Origin of the sequence: Pseudanabaena sp. CCNP1317 (assembly GCF_034931345.1) — a bacterium.
Lineage (GTDB): Bacteria > Cyanobacteriota > Cyanobacteriia > Pseudanabaenales > Pseudanabaenaceae > Pseudanabaena > Pseudanabaena galeata.
The window spans coordinates 48,255-71,012 of sequence record NZ_JAYGIF010000097.1; the positions used below are offsets into that span (position 1 = coordinate 48,255).

The window sequence follows — 22,758 nt, forward strand, 5'->3', positions numbered from 1 at the left end:
TCAAATCCTTACTTTGTAAGGATTTGAAAAATTATTTGGTTTTGACCATCCATATTATCGCAACACAAATGATCAGTATCTGGGCATAATCAAAAACCAGATCCAAAACTCATGATGCACGCGCAGCGTGCATCATGAGTTTTGGCTGTTTATATTTAATTGCGCCTCCAAAGATTATTGGTGCGGCGCGAAGCGCCGCACCAATAATCTTTGGGTGGGAGTAGCAAATGATAGTAGGGACAATTCATGAATTGCCCCTACTATCATTTGCTATATAATTCAGCATGATTACGTGAAAACTAGACGGAGTAGATCGAGATGCCGAGAGAACCCAGAAAGCCTAATGAATACATCGTGCATTTAAAGCTAGAAGGCGGACAGGAAGTCACCACAAAATTTACGACTATCGAAGAAGTTAAAACCTGGTATGCATCGCAATTTAAGGCAAAGGCAAATGAGGATGATCTGATGCCTATTCCAGTGAGGGCTGAATTAAACGAAATTTTGTTAGTCCGTCCTAAGCGCGTTATTGCTATTCATGTTGAGCCGATTTACTCCTCTAGTGTCGAAATGTTTGCATAAAATTTTGCATATAGCTGTCGCCAAGTGTATGAGGACATAAAACCCAAGAAGAGAAAGGCGGCGCAAAGCGCCGCCTTTCTCTTCTTGGGTTTTGCTTTTGTCCTAACACAATCGACGGCAGCTATAAAATTAAAAGGGACGCATTGCGCCCCTTTTAATTTTATATGACCAAATTTCAATGCTTTTACACCAAGTTTCAGGGCGATCGCGTTTAGGGCTAGCGCTATCGTTGCTCACAGTTTTGCTATGGGGATTTTTAGCGATCGCTCTCAAGATTGTCCTCCAAGAGCTAGATCCCTTCACCGTTACTTGGTTTCGCTTTACTGTTTCAGGGGTTGTGCTGGGAATATATTTAGCGCTACGCAAGCAACTGCCAACATGGCAACAATTGCAGAAAGTTTCCTTGCCATTGTTTTTAGTAGCTGTGGGTGGACTATCGCTCAACTATATTTTGTTTTTAATTGGCGTAGGCAAAACCTCAGCCAATAATGCTCAAGTAATTACTCAAATAGCACCCGTGATGATGGGAATGGCTTCATTGGTCATTTTCAAAGAAAAATACAACTATCGCCAATGGGGTGGGGTGGCAATTCTCGTTTGTGGGCTGTTGCTGTTTTCCCATGATCAAGTGCGATCGCTGGTTACCAGCTTTGACACCTACATGTGGGGCAATATGCTTCTAGTCCTAGGGGCGATCGTTTGGGCTTTTTATGGACTTGCTCAAAAGCAGCTATTACTTAATCTACCTTCGACTTCTGTGTTGTTATGTCTCTATCTCATTGCAGCTATGCTATTTGCACCAATGGCTCAACCTGATAGACTCTTGACTCTATCAGGATTACCATTGATCGCCCTCATCTTTTGCGCGTTCAATACTTTGATTGCCTATGGTGCATTTGCGGCAGCGCTCGAACATTGGGAAGCCTCGCGAGTCAGTGCCGTGATTACCCTTGCACCCCTTGTCACCTTAGCTGCGTCGGCGATCCTGCCCAATTTTGTCCCGCAATTTTTACCGCCATCGCCTCTAAGTTTATTGGGCTATACAGGGGCGATCGCTGTAGTACTTGGCTCCATGATTATTTCTCTATGTGCAAGTCGTAAAAGCCAGTTCCCATAATGCTTTACAAATTTTTTCAAAAAAAATTAAAAATGATTGCGCGATTGTCACACTTATACGCTATAGTTGTTAACGCTGAAGTCATTGACGCAGCAAAACAGCTACTTTCCTCAGTAGCTCAGTGGTAGAGCAATCGGCTGTTAACCGATCGGTCGCAGGTTCGAATCCCGCCTGGGGAGTTATATAAAAAAGAAGGTATGCAATGCATACCTTCTTTTTTATGAATCGCTTTAAAAGAGCAATGGCAGCGCTAAGCGCTGCTATTACTCTATTGGATTTAAGCAAAACTTATATTGCTATAAATTACTGATGTTACGTGGAACTCAGATGATGAACCTTTTGCTGATAGCATATCAGGGCAACCACAGGGGGATTGCCCCTACCTGTAAATTTCATATCTTGTAGGGGCTGCGCCCCCGTGCCAGCCCTAGACTTACTTTTGTGGATTAAAAAATAAACCCATTAAGGGTTTCAAGTTAAGAAATGGCTACGCCATTTCTTAACTTGGTATTAGATATTTGATTGAATCCATTGAGTAGCTTTTTCCTGATCTAAAGGGTGCGAAATAAAAAAGCCCTGTATCTCTATACTACTACCACCTAGCCCTTCAAAATAATCCAACTCCTGAGATGTTTCTACGCCCTCAACAATAATTCCAATACCAAGGTTGTTTGCCAAACGTAAAATTGACTGAATAATTCTTTGACTTTTCACATCAGTAGAGACTTTACTCGTAAAGCTCCGATCTATTTTTAAAACGTCTATGGGCAAATTTTGTAAATAGCTGAAAGAAGAATAGCCAGTACCAAAATCATCAATATATACTTGAACTCCAATTTCTCGAAGTTGCTCAAGTTTTTGAGAAGAGATTTCGATGTTATCCATCAAAATTGTTTCGGTGATTTCTAGTTTAATTAAGCTTGGTAAAACTTGATTAGCTACAATTATTTCTTGAATACGTTCTACAAAATCTGGCTGAACAACTTGAATGGTAGAAACATTAATTCCTAGAGTGAGAGATAGAATATCAGGAAATTCTTGCTGCCATTGATATAACTGCTTGCAAGCTGTTTCAAAAACCCAATATCCAATCTGAATAATCTCCCCCGTTTCTTCAGCAATTGGTAAAAATTCCTGTGGAGAAATCAGCCCTTGTAAGGGATGCATCCAACGAAGTAAAACTTCAAATCCTGTTAGCTTGTGTTGATGTAGTGAAACTATAGGCTGATAGACTAGATAAAATTCTTCATGGACGATCGCTTGACGTAGATCGGATTCTAACTGCCAGCGTATCTTCGCGCCTTGATTCATATTATTTCTAAATAAGGCTTGCTTACCTCGACCAAGACCACGGGCGTGATGCATAGCAATATGAGCATCTCGCAAAATTTCATTAGCATAGATATAATCAGCATCGCTAATAGCTATACCAGTGCTAGCAGAGATAAAAAATTGATTATCATCAATCAGAAATGGCTGTTTAATACTTTCGGAAATTTCCTCAGCTAATTCAATCGTAAAATTTTCACCACCAAGATTGTCTTTATCAATATTTTCAAGTAAAAGCGCAAACTCATCGCTGTCAATTTTGGCAATAGTTATATTGGCACTACGATATGCAATTATACGTTTACTAATTTCTTGTAATAGCTTATTGCCAATGGCAACACCAAAATCATCATTAATTGATTTGAAGCGATCGCAATCTATAGACAGAACAGCGAAATTGCGACTAGCATCAGTTTGCAATTTTGCAAATGCTAAATCTAGAGACTCCATAAATGAGTTGCGATTTGGTAAACCTGTTAATGAGTCGTGAAGCTGGTTATGGTGTAACTTAGCAATTATTTGATCCCTCTCAAGTCTAACTTCATTAGACTTGGCAAGTAATTGGATTTGATGAATAGAAATTGCTAGTTGAGTTCCTAGTTTTTCAAGTATTTCGATCTCCCAGTTATGCCAATTACGTGGGTTATTATATTGATGAATTATTAACAATCCCCATAGTTTGTTACCTTTAGGAATAGCAATTGCAATTGCAGAATGGATACCTAATGGAGCTAGTGATGTTGAAAATTTAGGGTCAACAGCCTCACCGTTAATATTGTGAATAACGTGACTAATACATTTTTGAAAAGTTTCGAGCCATTGGAGATCGGTATAGATGGATGGGAGCGCTTGCCCCTGAAGTGAGTAACGAGAATTACTAACAATTTCGTATTGAATTAGTTGAATATCTTCTAAGTGATCAGTTAGTTGATAAACAATAACTTGATCACTTTGTAACAACTGATATGTTTCTAAAACAACAGAATCAAGCAACTCATCAAGATTTATCGCATGTCTTAGACGCGCAAAAATCAAGGCTAATAAAGTATAACCTTCATCTTCATATTCATTATTTAATTCTATGCTTAGTATAGATTGATTAAGTTCTTTGATTTTTTGTCTCAGGCTGCTTGTCTCTATATCTAAGTTGTTAAAGCAGAGAGTTAAAGTTGCACTAAGAGACTTAATGTTTTGCAAATCATCTTGCTGCTCTTTAGTTAATAACTCGGATTCGCTTACACGATTTACACAATTTAACAAGGCTGATAATGTTTCAGAGAAAATGTCTCGCATAGTTTTAGAAGAAGTCTTGCGTGGATAATTCTTGAAATTATACCAAAGCACAAAATGGCTACGCTATTTTGTGCTTTTAGAACCCTTACTGGGTTTAGTTTTTAATTCACGAAAGTGTAGTTACACTTTCGTTAATTGATATTAAACCATATAGCACTTTTCAAGCAAGTGAGGTACAAAGGTTTGTACCTCACTTGCTTGAAAAGTGCTATATCTTTCTTAAAAACGTAGTAGATGCTCTAAAAAGCAAAGAGATACTTAGTAATCTCTCTGCTTTTTTATGAAGTTGGATCTTTGTGTAATTCTGCGAATTTATCGGTAAATATATCTAATTCAATATTTGGATCATTCCGTAAGCTTAGCGATCGCTTGACACGCCCTAAATATAGTGGTTTGGATACTCCTTCGCGCACATGAACAACGGTTCTAGCATAAATAGTTAGTTGTGACTCACCTTGACCATTGCGCCCCGAAGAAAATAAGTTACTACTAGCTTGTTTTAACGTTGACTCAAGCTGTTCAGGTGTGATTGTGGGTGCAACTGCAATCGTGGCTTGGGGACCAAAGCGATCATAAACAAGCTTAAATGGAACAGATCCTTCAATAGATGAGCGGGTAATTGGCTCAAAACTAAGAGAGAAAAGCCCCACAACTAAGACGACTGAAAATAAAGTTGCTCCGACCATTCGATAGCGCCAACTCCACTTAAAGGCTATAGCTAGTCCTGTAATTAAGGCGCAGACTAATACAAATACGCCCATTGCTTGTGCGAGTTGACCAAATAAAGCAGGCGTTAGCGACATAAATTAATTTTTTGTGAATTTTTAAATAACTACTCATTTCATTTTATAGCGCTTTGATCTGCAAGCCGCAAAAAGTCGTGATCAACTTTAAATAATACCAACTCACGAAAGTGGGGTAACACTTTTATGAATTAAAAACCAAACCCTGTAAGGCTTTTAAAAGCACAAAATGGCTCCGCCATTTTGTGCTTTGGAATAAAAGGAGAGATGAGGAGAGATGAGCAGCACTTAGCGCTACTCATCTCTCCTTTTACTGATCGAACAAAGCTGAGCCAACACTTTTGCAAAAATTCTTTGTTCGCGTTTTATTTGATCGCAGAACCCTGTAAGTTGTAACAATTCGGAGTAAATCTCAATGGTTGTTATATATTGACTTTAACTTTCAGAAATTAATATTGCTGCCAAGTAATTGTGTTGTGAGCGCAAAGCGCTCACAACACAATTACTTGGCATGATTACCCAGAAATTTAACCGAAGAGAGCGTAAGTCAATGGATATCCTCAATAGGAATTATGGCAAGAAGTTAATATCTCTAGTAGCGATCGCCCTAGTGACATTAGCACTACTAGCAAAGCCTGTTTTAGCCGTAGACTCCCCCCATTGGAGCTATGGCGGTGCTGCAAATCCTACTCAATGGGGTAAACTCAGCAACGATTTTACAATGTGTGAATTAGGTAAAGATCAATCTCCAATCAATATCAAAAATGCAATAGAAGATAGTCCAGCAAAAATCAGTTTTGATTATCAGCCTTCTCCCTTGAGTGTCGTCAACAATGGTCACACTATTCAGGTGAACTATGCTCAGGGTAGTACTGTGAGTATTAATGGTGAGAAATACTTGTTACTTCAGTTCCATTTCCATACTCCCAGCGAACATGAAATTAACGATCGCGCCTCAGCAATGGAACTTCATCTCGTCCATCGTAATGAGGCAGGAAAACTTGCTGTGGTAGGAGTTATGCTCAATGAAGGTAAGTCAAATCCTCTAATCGCCGAAATCTGGAAGCAAATTCCTGATGTTGGCGAAACAAAAACGGTGAGCGATCGCCTGATTAATGTGGCTAACCTCTTGCCTAGTAACAAAGCTTATTACAGCTACGCGGGATCGCTCACCACGCCGCCATGTAGTGAAGGTGTTAGCTGGAACATTTTTGTGGAGCCAATCACTGTTTCAGAAGAACAGATTGAAACATTTGCCAAAATCTATCAAGTTGATGCGCGTCCCCTTCAGCCTATTAATAATAGAGTTGTGCAGTTACATCTTTAACTCATAGCGCAAATCGCTGTGATACCAAAACACAAAATGGCTATGTCATTTTGTGTTTTTAACGTCAGTTCGACGAAAGCTAAAAATGGTAAGAATCGCTAGGCGATTCTTACCATTTTTCGCCAATTGCGTCGTGCGAAGCACGACGCAATTGGCTATATCGAACTCACGTTGTTTTTAAAACCTTTACTAGATTTAGTTTTCAATTTACAAGAGTGTCGTCACACTCAGCAATTCTCATTATGAAACCGATTTTGGTATTTCCAGCGCCGAAGGCGCTGGAAATACCAAAATCGGTTTTTTGAAAGTCCGCCAACGGCGGACTTTCAAAAAACCGATTTTTATAATGATAATTGCTGTAAGTCATGCTAAAGAATGAAGTGGCGAAGATTTTTTTCACTCTTCATTCTTTTTAAGTTAGGATCAAGCTTATTGCGGAATCGTTACTTTTAAGACTCTAAATCAATGAATGCGAATCAATGGCAATGGCGAGACAACGTATTAACTTGCGATCTATTGGCTGAATGGCGACATGGATTTTTTACGCGATCGCACGCTCCTCAATTACCAACCGATTTGCATAATCATTTGGTGACATCTGGCAAAGCCTATCGGGCGAAACAAGTACATGGTAATCGCTTAGTACATGCCGATGAAATCGAAACTGCACCAAATACAAACTTGCCTGAAGCCGATGGTGTATGGGCTACACGCGATGGTATGAATCGGTCAGTATGGGTCTGTACTGCTGATTGTGTACCTGTATTGATAGGCGATCGCAAGTTAGGCTCAATAGCGGCTGTCCATGCGGGATGGCGCGGAACTGCTGCGGGGATCGTGACTAAGGCGATCGCCACATTGTGCGATCAAGGTAGTGAGCTAAAGGATTTGCGAGTAGCGCTTGGTCCTGCAATTTCGGGTCATGTCTATCAAGTGTCTCAAGATGTGGCGCAACAGGTTACGGCTACAATTAGTCAAGCTGTGGGGGTACAACCTGATGAGCATCCAGAAAGAGTCAAGCTCGATTTACGTCAAGTCCAAGTGCAACAGCTTCAAGAATTAGGATTGCCAACAGAAAATGTGGCGATCGCCCCTTACTGCACTTTGCAACATGAGGAAATCTTCTTTTCCTATCGACGTTATTTTCTAAATAATCCCAATCCCCTGCCTAGAGCGCCACAAGTGCAATGGTCAGGAATTGCGATCGCTTAAATCCTCAGTGTTGTTATTCTCATTTAAGGGATTTCCATCTAAAAGTGCTTCCAGATCTGCAAATTCATCTATTTCAGTATCAATTTCCGAGGAAATTTCTTGAGCTTTCTTTTTTTCTGGGTTAACTTTATCTGCGTTATTCAATTCTTCTAATCTTGCGAAAAACTTATCAACCAAAAATTCTTGAACTAAGTATTTAGCATCTTGAATTTTTTGGTCATTACTTGCTATCTCTTCAGTACTTTCCTCACTAACTTGAGTTTCTAATGCTGGTAGATTTTCAGTAAAAGATTCTACATTTTCTTGTGCGATCGCTACTTGGGTTGGATCAAAAACTATTGATGGATCAATTGGTTCAGCACTTTCCTCATCTAAAGCTTCTCCATCAACTAGGCTCTGCTCAACAAAATTGCTTTCAATATCTAATTCTGGTGTTGCTTCAATAATCTGCACAGTTTCTAGATTATTGTCAACATCCTCAGATTCTTCGTCATTATCTTCTAAGTATTCTTTGAGAATATTTTCAACATAAGCATTAAAAGCAAGTAGCTCATCTAATTCGTCATCAAAATCTTGAGTTTGGTGGTTAGGTGTTTCTAACTTTAGCTCAGTAGGCGCAGCGATCGCTTCAATATCAATATGAGGCTCGTTAATAATCTCTGGCTCAGGTTCAAGACTTTTTGGAATGCTTACAGGAAGATTCTCTCGCTTGATCGATTTACCAAAACCAAGTTTTTTAGGCGAACCTCCAGTTTTACGTGACTTTTTTAAAAAATTTAGTCCTCTTTTGTCATCATTTGTTGTGGTTGTATTATCAACCACAACAACGTCCGAATCTTCGACAGTTTCAAGGGATTCTAATTCTTCATTATCTTCTGCAAGCTGTTCATTTAGAAAGGTATCAGCAGGATCTAAACTAGTTTCAACCTGTTCAGGTTCTTCAAGGTTTGTCTCTGAGCTAGTATCGGGACTTTCAAAAAACGTTAGTTCAGGATCTTCATCAGTCTCAAAAGCAACTAATTCATCAGTTTCTTCAACAATATTCTCAATCTCAGGCTCTTCAGTTGATGACTCAGATGCAGTATCAGTAATTTCTAAGTCTGTTTCAACAGGAACTGCTTCGTCAATAGAATCATGGGAGGCAAAAGGATTTAATTCTTCAGGTTCTTGAGTAATTGCTTGATCTAGTTCTTGATTCAAAACTGACTTGATTTGAGGTTCTTCAAAAATCTGCTCAGTTTCAGGCTCAGCAATTGCTTCAATTACAGATTCTTCGGCAGCGATCGCACTAATCTCTAATTCTTCAACTTCTTCTACAAGCTGAGCATCTGAGCTAACATCGGCAGCTTCAGATTCTTGAACAATCTCTTCATCTAAAATAGTTTCGAGCTGAGGTTCTGGAAATATCTCGGTAGGTTCAAAAGCCGATGTAATTTCAACAGGCTCTGTGATCGCATCTTCTGTAGTACTAGCGATCTCCTCAGTCTCAGAGACATTTTCAACAAGACTATTAATTTCTGAATCTACTTCAGATATGACTTCTGAAACAATATTGCTAGGCTCTGCTTCTTCCGTCTCTTGCTCTTGAGAATCTTGGGATTCCTGTAAATCTGGAGACTGATCGACTACTACCTCATCAGCAATCTTGCCTTGAGGCAAATCATTTGTGACTTCGCCGATCGCCTCTTCTTCAAAAAACTTTAATAACTGGGGCGATCGCCAACCAATATTTGTAAAGTTGTTTTTGATTTTATCAACTGCAAAGGGTTGTAAGCCCTTGAAATCTGAATCAGCCGTTAACTTAATTCGTAAAGCTGATATTCCCGCTTGCGCCAAAATATTACTCAATAAAAAGAAAATCTCCGCCCAAATAATCCCAAACAAGCGCAAACTGGCAGGAAATGGCGCAATGACTTGAGCTAATGGTGCAGCTAGATAGAGCTTGCAAAACACTGCACTCATCGAGATCGCGACTATTGCCGCAATCCATCCCGTTACATACCAACCATTGCGATGTTGCTTAACTAAGGTCAAGACCTGACGCTCTGGCTCATTTAGACTCTCACTTGGCTTCGCGACAAACCATAGACTAAACGGAGAGATGGGCTGTTGCCACTGCACCCACGCCGCTAAGGCGATCGCAGGAAATCCCAGCAGAAAAATCTCAAACCACGCAGGAAAGACAGGATCACCCACCGCTAAGCCAGCCATACTTAGCACCAATAACCAAGGCACACCTGCAAGTAAAGCGATATTGCCCCAGATAAAAGGATGATTACCTAGAGAAATATTGCTGGTTTGGTTAGTGGAAGGTGATGGTGTCATATAGTCTTCAGGAATGATGGCGAGATCTTTGAAGGTCATCAGAGTCAAAAGCAACTCTCACAACGAGAATTTTTATCCTAAACCTGTAGTTAAGCGCGTCCAAAAACCTTCATATATTTGGAGAACTTCAGGATCGAGCTTGGTAATGCGATCGCTTCTGGCGGTAATCGCATCTGATGGTTCTAGAGCCTTAATCGCTTTTAGGTCATCAGGAATCATTGTTTTTGCCAATTTATTAGTTGTGCCAAAACTATTCGCATCGCTAATTTTAGCGGCAACTTCAGGACGCATTACATAATTAATCCACTCATGAGCGCCTTCGATATTTGATGCACCTCTGGGGATCGCCATGGTATCTGTCCAAATTGATGTACCGTTATTGGGCAGCACATATTTGATGTTTGGATCTTGTCTTGCCATGCTAATCGCGTCACCTGAAAAAGCCATGCACATCATCAGATCGCCTGAAGCAAGAGGATCGCGCCATGCGTCGGTGGTGAAGTTGGCGATCGCAGGCATCAATTCCTTTAGTTTTTGGAAAGCTTGCTCAATCTTTTCGGTTTCTTTGGTGTTGTAAGAATGACCAAGAATATGTAAAGCCATGCCCATCACTTCGCGCGGATCATTAACAAGGGTAATCCGCAGTTTTTCTTTGTGTTCCCATAGGTAATTCCAATCAAATGGTTCTTCCCCTATCACCGAATTAACCGCCTCGACATTGTAAGCAATCCCTGTTGTCCCCAAACTTACAGGAATACTAAATATTGAGCCGGGATCGTGGGGTAGTTCTAAATAATTGGGTGCGATATTTTTGATATTGGGTAATAACTTTTTATTCAGGGGCGCAAGCAGCTTTAAATCCCGCATCTGCGTCACCATATAATCGCTAGGATAAATGATGCTATAACCCGATCGCCCACCAGAAGCCTCTAGCTTGGCTAGCATAACTTCATTAGAGTCATAGGCATCTCCAACAACTTTAATCCCAGTTTCCTTTGTGAATTCCTCTAAAACCTCTTGGTTGTTAATGTAGGTAGCCCAACCATAGATATAGAGGGTTCGTTTATCCTGAGTCACTGGGCGCTCTACATCCTCTTCACCAGACTCACTTTCTTGGGGACTGTTCTCAAAAATGCCGCAGGCGGCAAGGGTTGAAGCACTAGCGATCGCTGATGCAGCATAGGCTGTTTGTCTAAGAAATTTTCGCCGAGAGATTTGCATAATAGAAAGTTAGGAGGATTTAGGTCGCGACTGTAGTTTTAGGAAGAGCAACACAATCTTCAGGCATCCATGAGACATAAACCTGACTATCAAAGGGAGGAGTCCTTTCGCCTTGGTGATTAGAACGTACTAGCATGACTCTGACAGGCGGTACATTTTCGCTAGCATGTAGATCCACAACAAACTGAGAGTGATCACCTAGATACAAGACATTATTAAGAATACCGCGATAGGTATTGTAAGGCTGATTAGGATATTCGGTAGAAAGCTTGATTTTTTCGGGACGCACACTGACCACGGCTTCGGGAATCGGCAGCCAATGCCTAGGTTTTGCCGCTACGATCGCTAAACCTGTAGATGATCGCAACTCGACAAATGCACCATCCTGCTCGATCACTCGACATTCAAACAAATTTGTTTCACCCACAAAATCGGCGACAAATGCTGAAGAAGGGCGATCGTAAACTTCTGAGGGAGTACCAATTTGCTCAATTCGACCTTGGTTCATGACCGCAATTCGCGAGGAAATTGCCAAAGCTTCACTTTGATCGTGGGTAACCATAATAAAGGAAATACCCAACTCGTACTGTAAGTTTGACAGTTCTACTTGCAGTTCTTTACGGAGTTTAAAATCTAGCGCCGCTAATGGCTCATCTAACAAAATTACTTTGGGACGGTTGACGAGGGCGCGTGCGAGGGCAACCCGTTGCTGCTGACCACCTGATATTTGACTAGGATAGCGATCGCTCATGTGATCGAGTCGTACTTGCTTGAGTGCATCCTTAGCCCTTTGCTGAATTTCTGGCTTAGGCACACCTTTAACTGACAAGCCAAACGCAACATTATCAAAAATAGTCATATGCCCAAAAAGAGCATAGCTTTGGAAAACCGTATTTACAGGTCGCTGATAGGCGGGAATATAGGTCATCGGATTGCCTTGAATCAGCACTTCACCTGCTGATGGCTCTTCAAAGCCTGCAACTAGTCTTAGTAAAGTGGTTTTGCCACAACCTGATGGACCCAAAATGCTAAAAAGCTCACCGCGCTGGACTTGCAGATCGACACCTTGGACAACGGTATTTGTCCCGAACATTTTAAATACTCGCTGTAGCTCCACATCGGGAACTGTACCCGTTGGGGTGGCAAACTGTTTAGCAGTGGTTGACTGAGCCATGTTATGTTCAAACGTCTACTAATGTGTCACTAAGTCTCTCGCATTTTAGCGCGTTGTAGCTGATAAATGAGTTGTAATGTCAGCGCAATTATTACAGAAATTTGTCCAGCGAATGCCAAAATAATATCGGAAAGTTGGATGTTTGACACAACAAACCAAGGATATCCAAAAAATAACCACAACCCAGCGTAGCGATCGGGACTAATCGATAGACTAGCCATAATCAAAATTGGTAGAAAAATTAGCGCAGAAATGATCCCTGTCATCCAAGCTGAAGGGTTGCGCGTTTTCAAAAACAAAACCAACTGGGCGATTAGGGCAAACAAAAACATAGTGAGCGTAAAAGATGCTAATACCACTATGGCTTTATCTCGCTGAGCTGAGTCATTCCAAGTGTTGACCCAAATTAAAATAGGGACTTGCGTAAATACAAGATTGAGGGCGATCGCGATCGGGGTTGGGCTTTTGTCTGACCAAATCAAATCCCGCAAAATATAGCCCAATCCAGTCGGATGCTCATCAGTCGTCGATAAGGCTCCAAACCTTACCCAATCTAAGAGAGATTGTCTGTGTGGGGTTAAAGCGGTAATTGTGAGAAAAAGTAAAAAACAATTGGGAATGTAAATAATCAGTAACAGAATGAACTGAAATTCTCCAGAAAAGCTCTTGTCTGCAAAGCCTGTCTGTACACAAAATCCGAGCATCAAGATCTCTAGATAGGTAGTGGCGACATAGCTTTGAGCTTTACTAACTAAAGTGGCGTTGGGATTGTGAAAGCGGCGTTCTAAGATCCGCCAAACCGCAAAGCTCAAAATTGCTAAGTTGCTAATTGTAAAAATATGCGAAGTCCAAATATTCGATGTAATTGGCAAATACCACCATTCAGCTTGGATTGGGTCGATCCGTCCGCCTACTAAGACTTTGCTAAAGGAACTCCATGTTGTGAAGATATTCCACCACATGAAGGATGGGGCAATCCAGATGAAGGTAATAAATGAAAATAACAACGCACCTGCGGATACCTGTCCGCCAAATTTGGCTTGCCATCCACTCAGTAGAGCAAGCAACAGGGCCGCACTAAATAGCAAAAATGCTGTGGCGATGATCAATATGTAAAAGCTGCATAAAAAGGCGATCGGCACATTTGCGCCGATCGCCGCAGTCAAGTGATAGGGGATCGATAGTCCGATGCTGATATAGGCTAGCAACGGCACACCCATGATCTTGCCCATGAGAATATTGATGCTCGATCGCGGACTAATGCGAATAAAGTTAAGCGTGCCTTTGTAGTCTTCTAAGGAGAGGTCAGCTACGAGGCTGTAAACCCCTGCTAAAAATAAAACAAACGGCTCAGTCCAAGTAATCACTCGAAACTGCTCTAACCACCAATCTTGCCAAGACGCGGCACAGCCAAAACCACGGATTTGGGCAAAACACTCTTCATTAGGTATGCGTTGGCTATAGAACAAAAGTAGCAAGATCTGAAACAGTAAAGATAAGCCGATCGCCACAATCAGATTACGCAATTTCAGCTTGCCCCGAATCTCCCGCAATAGTTGCGGATTCCAGTTGCCAATGCGATCAAGCCAAGATGCAGCTTGTGGGGAATTCGATGGAGAATCATTCATAGGTTTTTCTATGTAGGCGATCGCTAATTACTGATGTTACGTGGAACTCAGATGATGAAACTCTTGCTGCTAGCATAACAGGACAACCACGGGGGGATTGCCCCTACCCCAAAACTTAAGGGTTATCGTAGGGGCTGTGCCCCCGTGCCAGCCCTAGACCTATGCTATGGCAGGAATTCCTTCCACGTAACATCAGTTGAAAACTATTATTCTTGGGAAGGATAACCTAATTTACGGATTTTCTAAACATCTCAATCAAAGGTTTGGTCAACCAATATGAGCCAATCTTCCATTGATGCTGTAGGGTGGGCATTCTCAATAAATATGCTAATCGCCGCATCACATGGGCGGGTAATCCATCAATACTGAACTTGCCAAAAATGGAGGCAGTTGCGCCATCAATCCCTAAACTAATAAACTCTCCGAGGGGAATATAGCTAAAGGGAACCAATGCTTTTTGATTCAGGCTTGCCCAAATGTTCCAAGCACAATATTGAGACTGCTGGAAGGCTACCTGTGCGGTAGCAGGGACAAGGCTAGAATTCGAGTCAAAACAACTTGCTAAGTCACCGATCGCAAATACATCAGGGTAGTCCTTAACTTGTAGGGTTGACTCCGTGGCGATCGCTCCTTGCCGACCATGCTCAAGTGGTAGATTTTGAAGCATTTTCGAGAAGGTGCTACCCACTGTCCACATCACAATGTCAACGGGTAAGATATCACTACCATCGCTGTAGTCAAGGGTAACTTCACCATCATTTACCTGTAAAACTCGCGTATTGAGATCAGTCCAGACACCACGTTGCGAGAGGGCAAGTTCCGCAATTTTACGATTTGCGTCTGTGGAGTTACTTAAAATTTTGTTATTGCGATCAACTAGACGAACGCGACCACGATCTTTAAGGCGATCGGCAATTTTACAGGCGAGTTCTACGCCACTGCTGCCACCACCTGCGATACAGACGCGGATTTTGTCATGATCGGATGCTTCTAATAATTCTAATTTGCTATTAAGGCGATAGAAGTCATTGAGATTGCGGAATGGAATTGCATATTCCGCCGCACCATCGACAAGGTTCATCGGGGTTTCTCCACCGATCGCTAATACAAGGCGATCGTAGGTCAAAACACTAGGCTGACCAATATTAATTTCTACTTGCTTAGTTTCAAGATCAATACTAGTAACTAAACCCTGCACAAATTGAATACCAGTATCGGCAAGTAATTCGGTAAATGTTGGGGCAACCTCCCATTCCTGCATTTCGCCTGTGACTAGCTCATAGAGAAATGGCGTAAATAAGAAGCGATCGCTTTTATCGATCAGGATAATTTCAGGCATGACCGCCCAAGGTAAGCGAGATAGATTAAGCGCAGTATACAAACCGCCAAAACCACCACCAAGAATACAAATTCGTGTCATGTGAAAATCCAATTTGTTTTTTCCATCTTATCTCAAAGGTTAGAAAAGGGGCGCGACGCGCCCATTTTCTAACCTTACATAGCAATCCTGTCGTGAGAGTGCGCCCCGAAGGGGCGCACTCTCACGCTATAGCATATTAACTTTTGGTTAACTCTAGGTTATCTATTTTCACTTGTATCCACATACTGGCATCCGATAAAGTAAAAGTTGTTACAATTTTTAAGTCTGGGGGTTGTGTGGTCAAATCTGTTTTATTGGCTCAGCTATCAGAAGAGCAATCTCTGATGTGGCACAATGCCCTATCCTCTCACCAACTGGAAGTATGGGCTGCACCTGAAGCCGAAGACTTACTTAAATTGCTTGATCAAAAGCGGCAGACAAAACAGGGTTTACCGCAACTGATTATTTCTGATATTGGCATTCGCTATGGGGGTGGGACTTCTTTACTTGCTACTGAGCTTTGCAAATGGTGCGCCGATCATGCACCTGAATTAAAAGTTTTATTGGTTAATCCTCGCCAATCCCAAATCAAAGAAGTGGAAAAACGTTGGGCAATTCGTCGTGGTGCGATCGATTTATTGCCAAAGATATCTCTAGAAAACTTAAATTCTGCTTTTAAGGTGGCTGCTCAAGCATTAGCGATCGAGATTAAACCCGAAGCATTAACCTCTGCAATTAGCAATCTTAAGTTGCAACAGTATCAACCCGATCGCGGCGCGGTTAAGGGTAAGAATATTCGACAAACAGCAACCCAAGAGTTAGCCCGTAAGATGGCGATGATTCCACTGATGGTGATGGCAAGTGAACCAGAGATGGAATCAGTTAGTAGTATTGATAGTAATTCATCACAAGGGCTAAAGCGTCAATTGGCTCTTGACTCGACCATCTCCGAGTTGAATTTGTACAGTACCAAGGTTGATTTGTCTAAAACAGGGGATTTTACAAGTCAACTTTTTAAAAGTGATCCTCTACTACCTGCACTCATTGTTTACGATCGTGAGCAGTATGTGGGCATGTTGTCTCGCCGCCGATTTTTAGAATGTTTGAGTCGTCCCTATGCCCTCGAACTATTTACCAAAAGACCATTGAGAGTCCTCTACGAGCAAATCCCCCCTGAAGTTCTGAAATTGCATGGTAATACTTCGATAGTGATGGCTGCTCAGATGGCGTTAGGGAGATCTAGCGATGAAATTTATGAACCAGTGATTGTCCATCTAGATACTGATACTTATGCGGTACTTGATGTCCATGATTTGTTGCTAGAGCAGTCCCATATTCATGAATTAGCCACCAAATTGTTGCGTGAGCAAACCCAAACAACAATGTTCCAAACTGAGAAGATGGCAAGTTTGGGGCAAATTGTGGCTGAGGTGTCCCACGACATTCGCAATCCTGTATCAGCAATTTATGGAAACACTGAATGCCTCTTAACTTACATCGAAGGGGTAATGCAAATTTTAAGAGCCTATGAAAAGGAATATGGAATTTCGTCAACAGTAATTAGTGAAACCCTTGAGGCTGTTGATTGGGATTTTGTGCGTTCTGACTTACCGCAGGTGGTGAAGAGTATCCAATCTGGGTCAAAGTATTTGCGGCGACTGGTTGACACTTTGCAATCTTTATCGCATATGGAGGATCATGCTAATCCTGAGGCTATTAGTTTGATTGACTGTGTGGAAAGCAGTTTGACAATTCTTAGTGGCAGGATTAGGAATGTTCAGATTATCAAAAATTTCATCGATCTTCCCAAAATCAATGGATATAGCGATCGCCTAATTCAGGTGTTTATGAATCTGATTAGTAATTCTCTTGATGCATTGGTTGATTTAAGGGCTCATCCTGATTTGATCAGGCAACGTGATCATCTTCTTGTCAAAGAAGAGAGTAGCGGTAATGTCCAGACAGAAATTACATGGCAGCCGTTGGTGATGATCACATCAGCGATCGCGGAAATTGATAATCGTAATTGGATATCGATTAAAGTTGCGGATAATGGGATGGGAATTCCCAAGGAAATCCAAGATCGCATTTTTGATAATTTCTTTACTACCAAGGGTCAAGGGCATGGCACTGGGTTGGGTTTAGCAATTTGCCATCAAATTATTACGCAGCAGCACAATGGCAAAATTGTTTTGCGATCGCCTTATCTCAATAATCAAGGTGATGTCACGATTGGTACTGAGTTTGAAGTGTTGTTACCAATTAAGTTCTAAAACCTAGAAAGCTGTCCCGCCCGCCTATCGGGCGGGACAGCTTTCTAGGTTTTAGGTTTTAATTAAGCGTGAGTTCGATATAGCCATTTGCGGCGTGCTTCGCACGCCGCAAATGGCGGACAATGGTAAGAATCGCTAAGCGATTCTTACCATTGTCCGCTTTCGTCGAACTGTCGTTAATTAACGTCAGTTATAGTTTGAAATTAACCCAAGCCGAGGTTAGATAACAAAACAATATTTGTCAACTTAAACTCCTGCGGTTGAGCATCACCATCGGTACTGACAGTGCGAGAAGTCATGATGAAATAATTCCCAAAGTCCGCGTATTCATCATGATGATGTTGCATAGGACTAATGGAATCTGGATCATTAGGCTTGGAGTAAAAGGAATTGTAATCCATTGGCAAATAGCCTTTTCCAGTGTCAAAAGTAGAAAGCACATTAATCGTAACCACGGTTCCATGAATATGGCGATGCACCATAGTTACAATCTTGTCTTTGACCTTATAGCGATCGCCTGCGGATGCACCACCAACCAAAATCAAAACTTCACCTGATTCATCACTATCACCATAGCTAAACTCATTCTTGCCATGGACATTCTCAAAACTACGATGAACTCGGTGGATTACAATCTCTTGCATCTGCCCATAGATTGCTTTCTCAGCTTCGCTGCTGTTAGCGTTAGCAACGCTAACTTTGAGTTCTGGAGAAATAGTGACATCCGCTTGATGCACAAGTCCATTTTGGGTAAGTTGTGCTGTTGCTGTAAAACCTGTGAAGTTCGCATCCCAAGTGTAGCGATTCTCATAGGCGGTTTGAAATAGAAACGCGGCATTAATTCGTTCGGCTGTAATTGTCATAGTAAACTCTAGTATTAATTTATTGCATTAGTGTTTAAGTCGATTTTGCCAAGATAATAGTTAGACCCTACTGTTTGCAGGAAGTTTCTGAAATCATTTCTACACTTATTGACATTATTTACCAATTATAAGAAACTAGCAGAAACAGTAAATTATTGCAAATAAATCTCAGTAACCTTTAAAAATCTTACCAATACTAATTGATCCCATTTTCTAAAATGTCTAAATTGTTCGATACCTTGTTAGCAGGCGGGATTACGATTATCCCGCTCATGATTTGCTCTTTTTTGGTCATTACTTTGGCGATTGAGCGATCGCTATTTTGGAGAAGCGTCAAAAAGCACCAGCGACGCATTGCTAGTCAAGCCTTGCTTATTTATCAAGAAAGCCCTAACCAAGCAGAAGATTTTCTGCGTCAGCATAACGAATTAGCGATCGCCCGCATTTATTTAGAGGCCATATCGATCCCCGAATCTACACCCGTCGAATTTGCCCTAGCCCTTGATGCCAAAACTCAGTCAGAAGTCCCTAGTCTCAAACGATTCAACAATGTTTTTGAAATTATTGTAGGACTAGCTCCTCTATTGGGATTGCTTGGTACTGTGACAGGATTAATCGCCTCCTTTGGCTCACTTACCCTTGGTGATGTTGGTGGTTCTAAGTCCCTTAATGTTACAGGTGGTATTAGTGAAGCGCTTATTTCTACTGCGGTTGGTTTGATAGTGGCGGTAATGGCTTTGATTGCTGCAAGTATATTTCGCTCACTCTATGCCCAACAGGTTGCCTATTTAGATGAATGTTGCTCTCAATTGGAATTACAACACCTGCGATCGCATCGCCAACAGACTCATCAACAGGTAAAAGCTCATGTCTAGAAGACTCCGCCGCCGCCATGAGAACGAGCTAGCTAACCAACCCATTGAGATCAAAAATATTTTGCCTCTCATGGATGTGATTTTTGCCTTGCTAACCTTTTTTGTGATCTCTACTTTATTTCTCAATCGTACTGAGGGATTACCCGTCAGTCTCCCCAAAGCTCAGTCAGGAACAATCCAAAAAAATCCTGCTCGCGCCACGATTAGCATTAATGAAAAGACAGAAGTATTTCTCAATAAGCAAAAAATTGGTCTTAATGAAGTTGGCGATCGCGTCAAACAATTATTAGAACCAGACCAAGAACTGATCGTTATTCTCAATGCTGATCGCGTTGTCCATCATGGTGATGTGGTGCAAGTCATGGATCAACTCCGCCAAATCCCCCGAGTCAAAATGGCGATCGCCACTAAAAACAATTAAAGATTACAGACAAATTAGGAGATCGATCTATGCATGAACCTATACTTGTTAACGCTCTAACAAAAAAAGAGAACAAAGCTTTAACTTCCCTACTATTCATTGGATTGGTCGGCTCTACCTGTGTTCATGCAGCAGTTATGATCGCACCAGTACCTACACTATGGAAAACAGCTAGCAAAGATTCAGATGACATCATCGAAATTGTGGTTGAAGCAACCCAATCCACTGAAGACAAGGTTCCCGAAATTGCCAAAGAACTAGAACCAATCCCGCCCGTAAATGAAGAAATTCCCCAGATTGAAGCTGCTCCCGTAGCGATCGCCCTTGCGCCTGAGACGATCGCACCCGTAAAAGAAGGTAAAGATGCTGCAGCTTCTGATGATTTAAAGCCATTAACAACCCAAAACACCAGTGATGTTAAAGTGCCACAGGGAGGCGGTCCAATTATTGCCAATAATGGAATTGGTTCTGGTTTTGGCAATAGCAAAATCCCGACAGGATTTATTCTTGGAGGTAAAAAGAATGGTAATCCCGATGGCAAGAAAAATGGTGTCATTGACGGAGTAACGAATGGCAAACCCGATAGTAAAGGTACTCAAACTAGTGCTTTGCCTCCCGCCCCCTCCGTAGAAGCTAAAGCGGTAAAACTTGAATGCCTCAGTTGCCCTAAACCTCAGTATCGTGGCAAAGAAGGCACTCCCAGAGTTACCTATGACATTACCCCCGATGGTAGGGTTATTAATGTGCGACTGCGCCAGTCGAGCGGCGATGAGCAAACCGATCGCGAAACCCTCGAAGCAATGAGCAAATGGCAATTTAATCCGCAAACTGTGCCTGAGGGTGGTCGAGCTAATGTGAGAGTGCGGATCACCTTTGAAGAAGAAGGTTCTAAATTTCAACGCCAGAACGAGGAGCGTCGTCGTCAGGAATCTGAGCGATTAGCAGCGCAAGAGGCTGAGCAAAGAAGATTAGCAGCAGAGCGTCGTCAAAGGGAAGCAGAAAGCCTTAAACCAACGGCTGTGACTATTCCCGTTAATCCCGAGCCTGTGCGATCGCCAGAGTCGCAGATAAATTCACCCGAACCTGTTACAACTCCAGTGCAGCCAATTATCAATTCGCCAGCCCCAACTGTTACCGAACCAGTCGTACAGCAACTTATCGAACCAGTGGTGGATAATCCTTCTCCCATTGCACCATCATCTCCTTCTATCGAGGCTACACCTACTCCAGATAAAACTCCATCATCTCCATAGTGAGCGACTCATACCAAAACACAAAATGGCTATGCCATTTTGTGTTTTGGTATGAGTCGCTGGGTTTGGTTTTTAATGGCAATTTTCATAACAGGTTTAGAGGTAATGTGACCACGATCTCCGTAAATTCACCTGATTTACTGGCGATCGCTATGGAGCCATGATGTTGTTTAACGAGAATGTCATGGGTTAGCGAAAGTCCTAAACCCGTTCCCGAACCAGGAGGTTTAGTTGTAAAGAAAGGATCAAGAATTTTTGATTTTATTTGTGGTTCAATCCCACATCCATTGTCATGAATCCGAATCTCGACATGATTATCAACTAACTTTGTGGAGATTCTTAAGGTTGGGGTATATCCTTCATCATACTGATGGTTATCACTAGCTAGCTCAGAATGTTTAAAATGAAGCGCATCATAGGCATTATCGATCAAGTTAATAAAAGCCCGCATTAAATTACTAGCGATCGCCTCGATCTTGCCGACATCTAAAGCATAGTCTGTACAAATTTTGATTTGGAAGTTGCTATCTTGCATCTGCCTATTGTAGCAAGACAATTTCACGGCTTCCTTCAATAAGTCATTAACTAATATAAGTTGAACCTTGGGACGCTCATTGTCAGTATGTGCATGTTGCATCATGCTAGTGATGATTGCGTCTGCTCTCATACTATGACGACAAATCGTAGTAGCATTTTCTTGCAAATCTGCAATTAATGTTTGGACATGTTGAGCTTTAGCAAACTCAATAGAATGGATTGTGGGTTGGAGAATTTCAAATAAGTCCTGAGCCAGTCCGATCGATCCTTCAGCATAGTTTTTGACAAAGTTGAGAGGGTTTCGCAATTCATGGGCGACTCCAGCCGTGAGCGTACCTAAAGATGCTAATTTTTCTTGGGCGATAACTCGTTCTTGGGCTTCTCTTAAAGCCGCAGTTCTTTCTTCTACACGATTTTCTAGGGTTAACGAATATTCTGCAAGTTGTTGATTAGCCTTTTCTAGATCGACCGTGCGTTGCCAAACCTGATGTTCTAAATTTTTGGTTAAGCGGCGTAGTTGCAAATGGGTTTTGATGCGTGCTAAGACTTCGACTTCTTGAAAAGGTTTAGTCACATAATCAACGGCTCCCAACTCAAATCCTTTCGTTTTGCTTTCCATATCAGATAGAGATGTCATAAAGATAATCGGAATCTCTTTGAAGCTTTCCATCGATTTCAAACGTTGACATACTTCAAACCCATTCATGATGGGCATTCTCACGTCTAATAAAATTAGATCTGGTACTGACCATTGCAACTGTTTAAACATCCTTTCGCCGCTAGTAGCGATCGCCACTTCAAACCCCGCATCAATCAAAGCATCGGAAATAACATCTAAATTAATAGGTGTATCATCGACAATCAAAATTAATTCAGGGTTAGCGGAAGACATAGGTAAAAATTTTATTGTGTATAGATATGTTTTTCTAGATGTTTTTCTAGGTATTGTTCTAAGGCTTCCATTTGAAATGTTTTGGCAAATTTCATTGTATTTTGAATAAAGGGCTGATAGCCTATATGTTTTTCCTCAATCCTAGTCGCCTCCTCAATAAATGTTTTCATTAACCCTCGCTGAACTAAATTTAATAGTCTTTGAAGCTTAGTGGTGCAGAAAAGTCTGAGAAAGGTTGCTAGGCATAGAGTCTCAAAATGAGACAAGAGGGATAAAAGGGACAAGAGATGAGATACTCAAGTTCCTCAACAAAAGATCTTATCCATGCCCCAC

Annotated in this window: 17 protein-coding genes and 1 tRNA gene; 9 read left to right on the forward strand and 9 right to left on the reverse strand. The window is 41.6% G+C overall.

The window, feature by feature from the left end:
* Window positions 1-318: 318 nt before the first annotated feature.
* From VB775_RS16840 to VB775_RS16850, 3 genes are all read left to right on the forward strand, one after another.
* Window positions 319-582: a hypothetical protein gene (locus VB775_RS16840; protein ID WP_094535344.1), complete on the forward strand. Its 264-nt coding sequence runs from the start codon at window positions 319-321 to the stop codon at window positions 580-582.
* Between the two features lie 178 nt (window positions 583-760).
* The gene (locus tag VB775_RS16845; protein WP_281009094.1) at window positions 761-1,699 is read left to right on the forward strand and encodes a DMT family transporter; all 939 of its coding nucleotides are present in this window, start codon (window positions 761-763) and stop codon (window positions 1,697-1,699) included.
* Between the two features lie 107 nt (window positions 1,700-1,806).
* A tRNA-Asn gene (locus VB775_RS16850) sits at window positions 1,807-1,878 on the forward strand.
* 331 nt (window positions 1,879-2,209) lie between these two features.
* On the opposite strand, the gene VB775_RS16855 is transcribed toward VB775_RS16850, so the two are convergent.
* Window positions 2,210-4,321: a putative bifunctional diguanylate cyclase/phosphodiesterase gene (locus VB775_RS16855; RefSeq protein ID WP_281009095.1), complete on the reverse strand. Its 2,112-nt coding sequence runs from the start codon at window positions 4,319-4,321 to the stop codon at window positions 2,210-2,212.
* A 278-nt stretch (window positions 4,322-4,599) separates the two neighbouring features.
* Entirely contained in the window at window positions 4,600-5,124 is a 525-nt protein-coding gene (locus VB775_RS16860) for a Ycf51 family protein (RefSeq protein ID WP_281009096.1), read from the reverse strand.
* 490 nt (window positions 5,125-5,614) lie between these two features.
* Here VB775_RS16860 and VB775_RS16865 point away from each other — a divergent pair, with 490 nt between their 5' ends.
* The gene (locus VB775_RS16865; protein WP_323216890.1) at window positions 5,615-6,391 is read left to right on the forward strand and encodes a carbonic anhydrase family protein; all 777 of its coding nucleotides are present in this window, start codon (window positions 5,615-5,617) and stop codon (window positions 6,389-6,391) included.
* 465 nt (window positions 6,392-6,856) lie between these two features.
* Window positions 6,857-7,603, forward strand: coding sequence for a peptidoglycan editing factor PgeF (gene pgeF / locus VB775_RS16870; protein WP_281009098.1), 747 nt, complete (start codon window positions 6,857-6,859; stop codon window positions 7,601-7,603).
* Here pgeF and VB775_RS16875 read toward each other — a convergent pair.
* The 5 genes from VB775_RS16875 to VB775_RS16895 all read right to left on the reverse strand — a co-directional run bounded on the left by VB775_RS16875 (window position 7,583) and on the right by VB775_RS16895 (window position 15,371).
* A complete protein-coding gene (locus tag VB775_RS16875; protein WP_281009099.1) occupies window positions 7,583-9,967 on the reverse strand; it encodes a low-complexity tail membrane protein in 2,385 nt (794 codons plus the stop codon). The genes pgeF and VB775_RS16875 overlap by 21 nt on opposite strands.
* 33 nt (window positions 9,968-10,000) lie before the next feature.
* On the reverse strand, window positions 10,001-11,149 hold the full coding sequence (locus VB775_RS16880) for an ABC transporter substrate-binding protein (RefSeq protein ID WP_281009100.1): 1,149 nt from the start codon (window positions 11,147-11,149) through the stop codon (window positions 10,001-10,003).
* Between the two features lie 19 nt (window positions 11,150-11,168).
* A complete protein-coding gene (locus tag VB775_RS16885; protein WP_281009101.1) occupies window positions 11,169-12,323 on the reverse strand; it encodes an ABC transporter ATP-binding protein in 1,155 nt (384 codons plus the stop codon).
* 29 nt (window positions 12,324-12,352) lie between these two features.
* Window positions 12,353-13,951 carry a hypothetical protein gene (locus VB775_RS16890; protein ID WP_281009102.1) on the reverse strand — a complete coding sequence of 533 codons (1,599 nt, stop codon included), beginning with the start codon at window positions 13,949-13,951 and terminating at the stop codon, window positions 12,353-12,355.
* A gap of 226 nt (window positions 13,952-14,177) precedes the next feature.
* Entirely contained in the window at window positions 14,178-15,371 is a 1,194-nt protein-coding gene (locus VB775_RS16895; protein WP_281009103.1) for an NAD(P)/FAD-dependent oxidoreductase, read from the reverse strand.
* A gap of 236 nt (window positions 15,372-15,607) precedes the next feature.
* Here VB775_RS16895 and VB775_RS16900 point away from each other — a divergent pair, with 236 nt between their 5' ends.
* Window positions 15,608-17,584, forward strand: coding sequence for a sensor histidine kinase (locus VB775_RS16900; RefSeq protein WP_281009104.1), 1,977 nt, complete (start codon window positions 15,608-15,610; stop codon window positions 17,582-17,584).
* 203 nt (window positions 17,585-17,787) lie between these two features.
* Here VB775_RS16900 and VB775_RS16905 read toward each other — a convergent pair whose 3' ends face one another.
* Complete coding sequence (locus VB775_RS16905) at window positions 17,788-18,447, reverse strand: DUF3386 domain-containing protein (protein ID WP_281009105.1); 660 nt, start codon at window positions 18,445-18,447, stop codon at window positions 17,788-17,790.
* 218 nt (window positions 18,448-18,665) lie between these two features.
* Between VB775_RS16905 and VB775_RS16910 the strand changes: the two genes are divergently transcribed.
* Genes VB775_RS16910 through VB775_RS16920 form a run of 3 tightly spaced genes read left to right on the forward strand, consistent with a single transcriptional unit; the run spans window position 18,666 to window position 20,996 of the window.
* Window positions 18,666-19,322, forward strand: coding sequence for a MotA/TolQ/ExbB proton channel family protein (locus VB775_RS16910; RefSeq protein WP_281009106.1), 657 nt, complete (start codon window positions 18,666-18,668; stop codon window positions 19,320-19,322).
* Window positions 19,315-19,743, forward strand: a complete 429-nt coding sequence (locus VB775_RS16915) for an ExbD/TolR family protein (protein ID WP_281009107.1) — start codon at window positions 19,315-19,317, stop codon at window positions 19,741-19,743. The genes VB775_RS16910 and VB775_RS16915 overlap by 8 nt, the downstream gene beginning before the upstream one ends.
* 29 nt (window positions 19,744-19,772) lie before the next feature.
* The gene (locus tag VB775_RS16920; RefSeq protein WP_281009108.1) at window positions 19,773-20,996 is read left to right on the forward strand and encodes an energy transducer TonB family protein; all 1,224 of its coding nucleotides are present in this window, start codon (window positions 19,773-19,775) and stop codon (window positions 20,994-20,996) included.
* A gap of 85 nt (window positions 20,997-21,081) precedes the next feature.
* Here the strand turns inward: VB775_RS16920 and VB775_RS16925 are convergent, their stop codons facing one another.
* Complete coding sequence (locus VB775_RS16925; protein ID WP_281009109.1) at window positions 21,082-22,425, reverse strand: response regulator; 1,344 nt, start codon at window positions 22,423-22,425, stop codon at window positions 21,082-21,084.
* Between the last annotated feature and the right edge of the window lie 333 nt (window positions 22,426-22,758).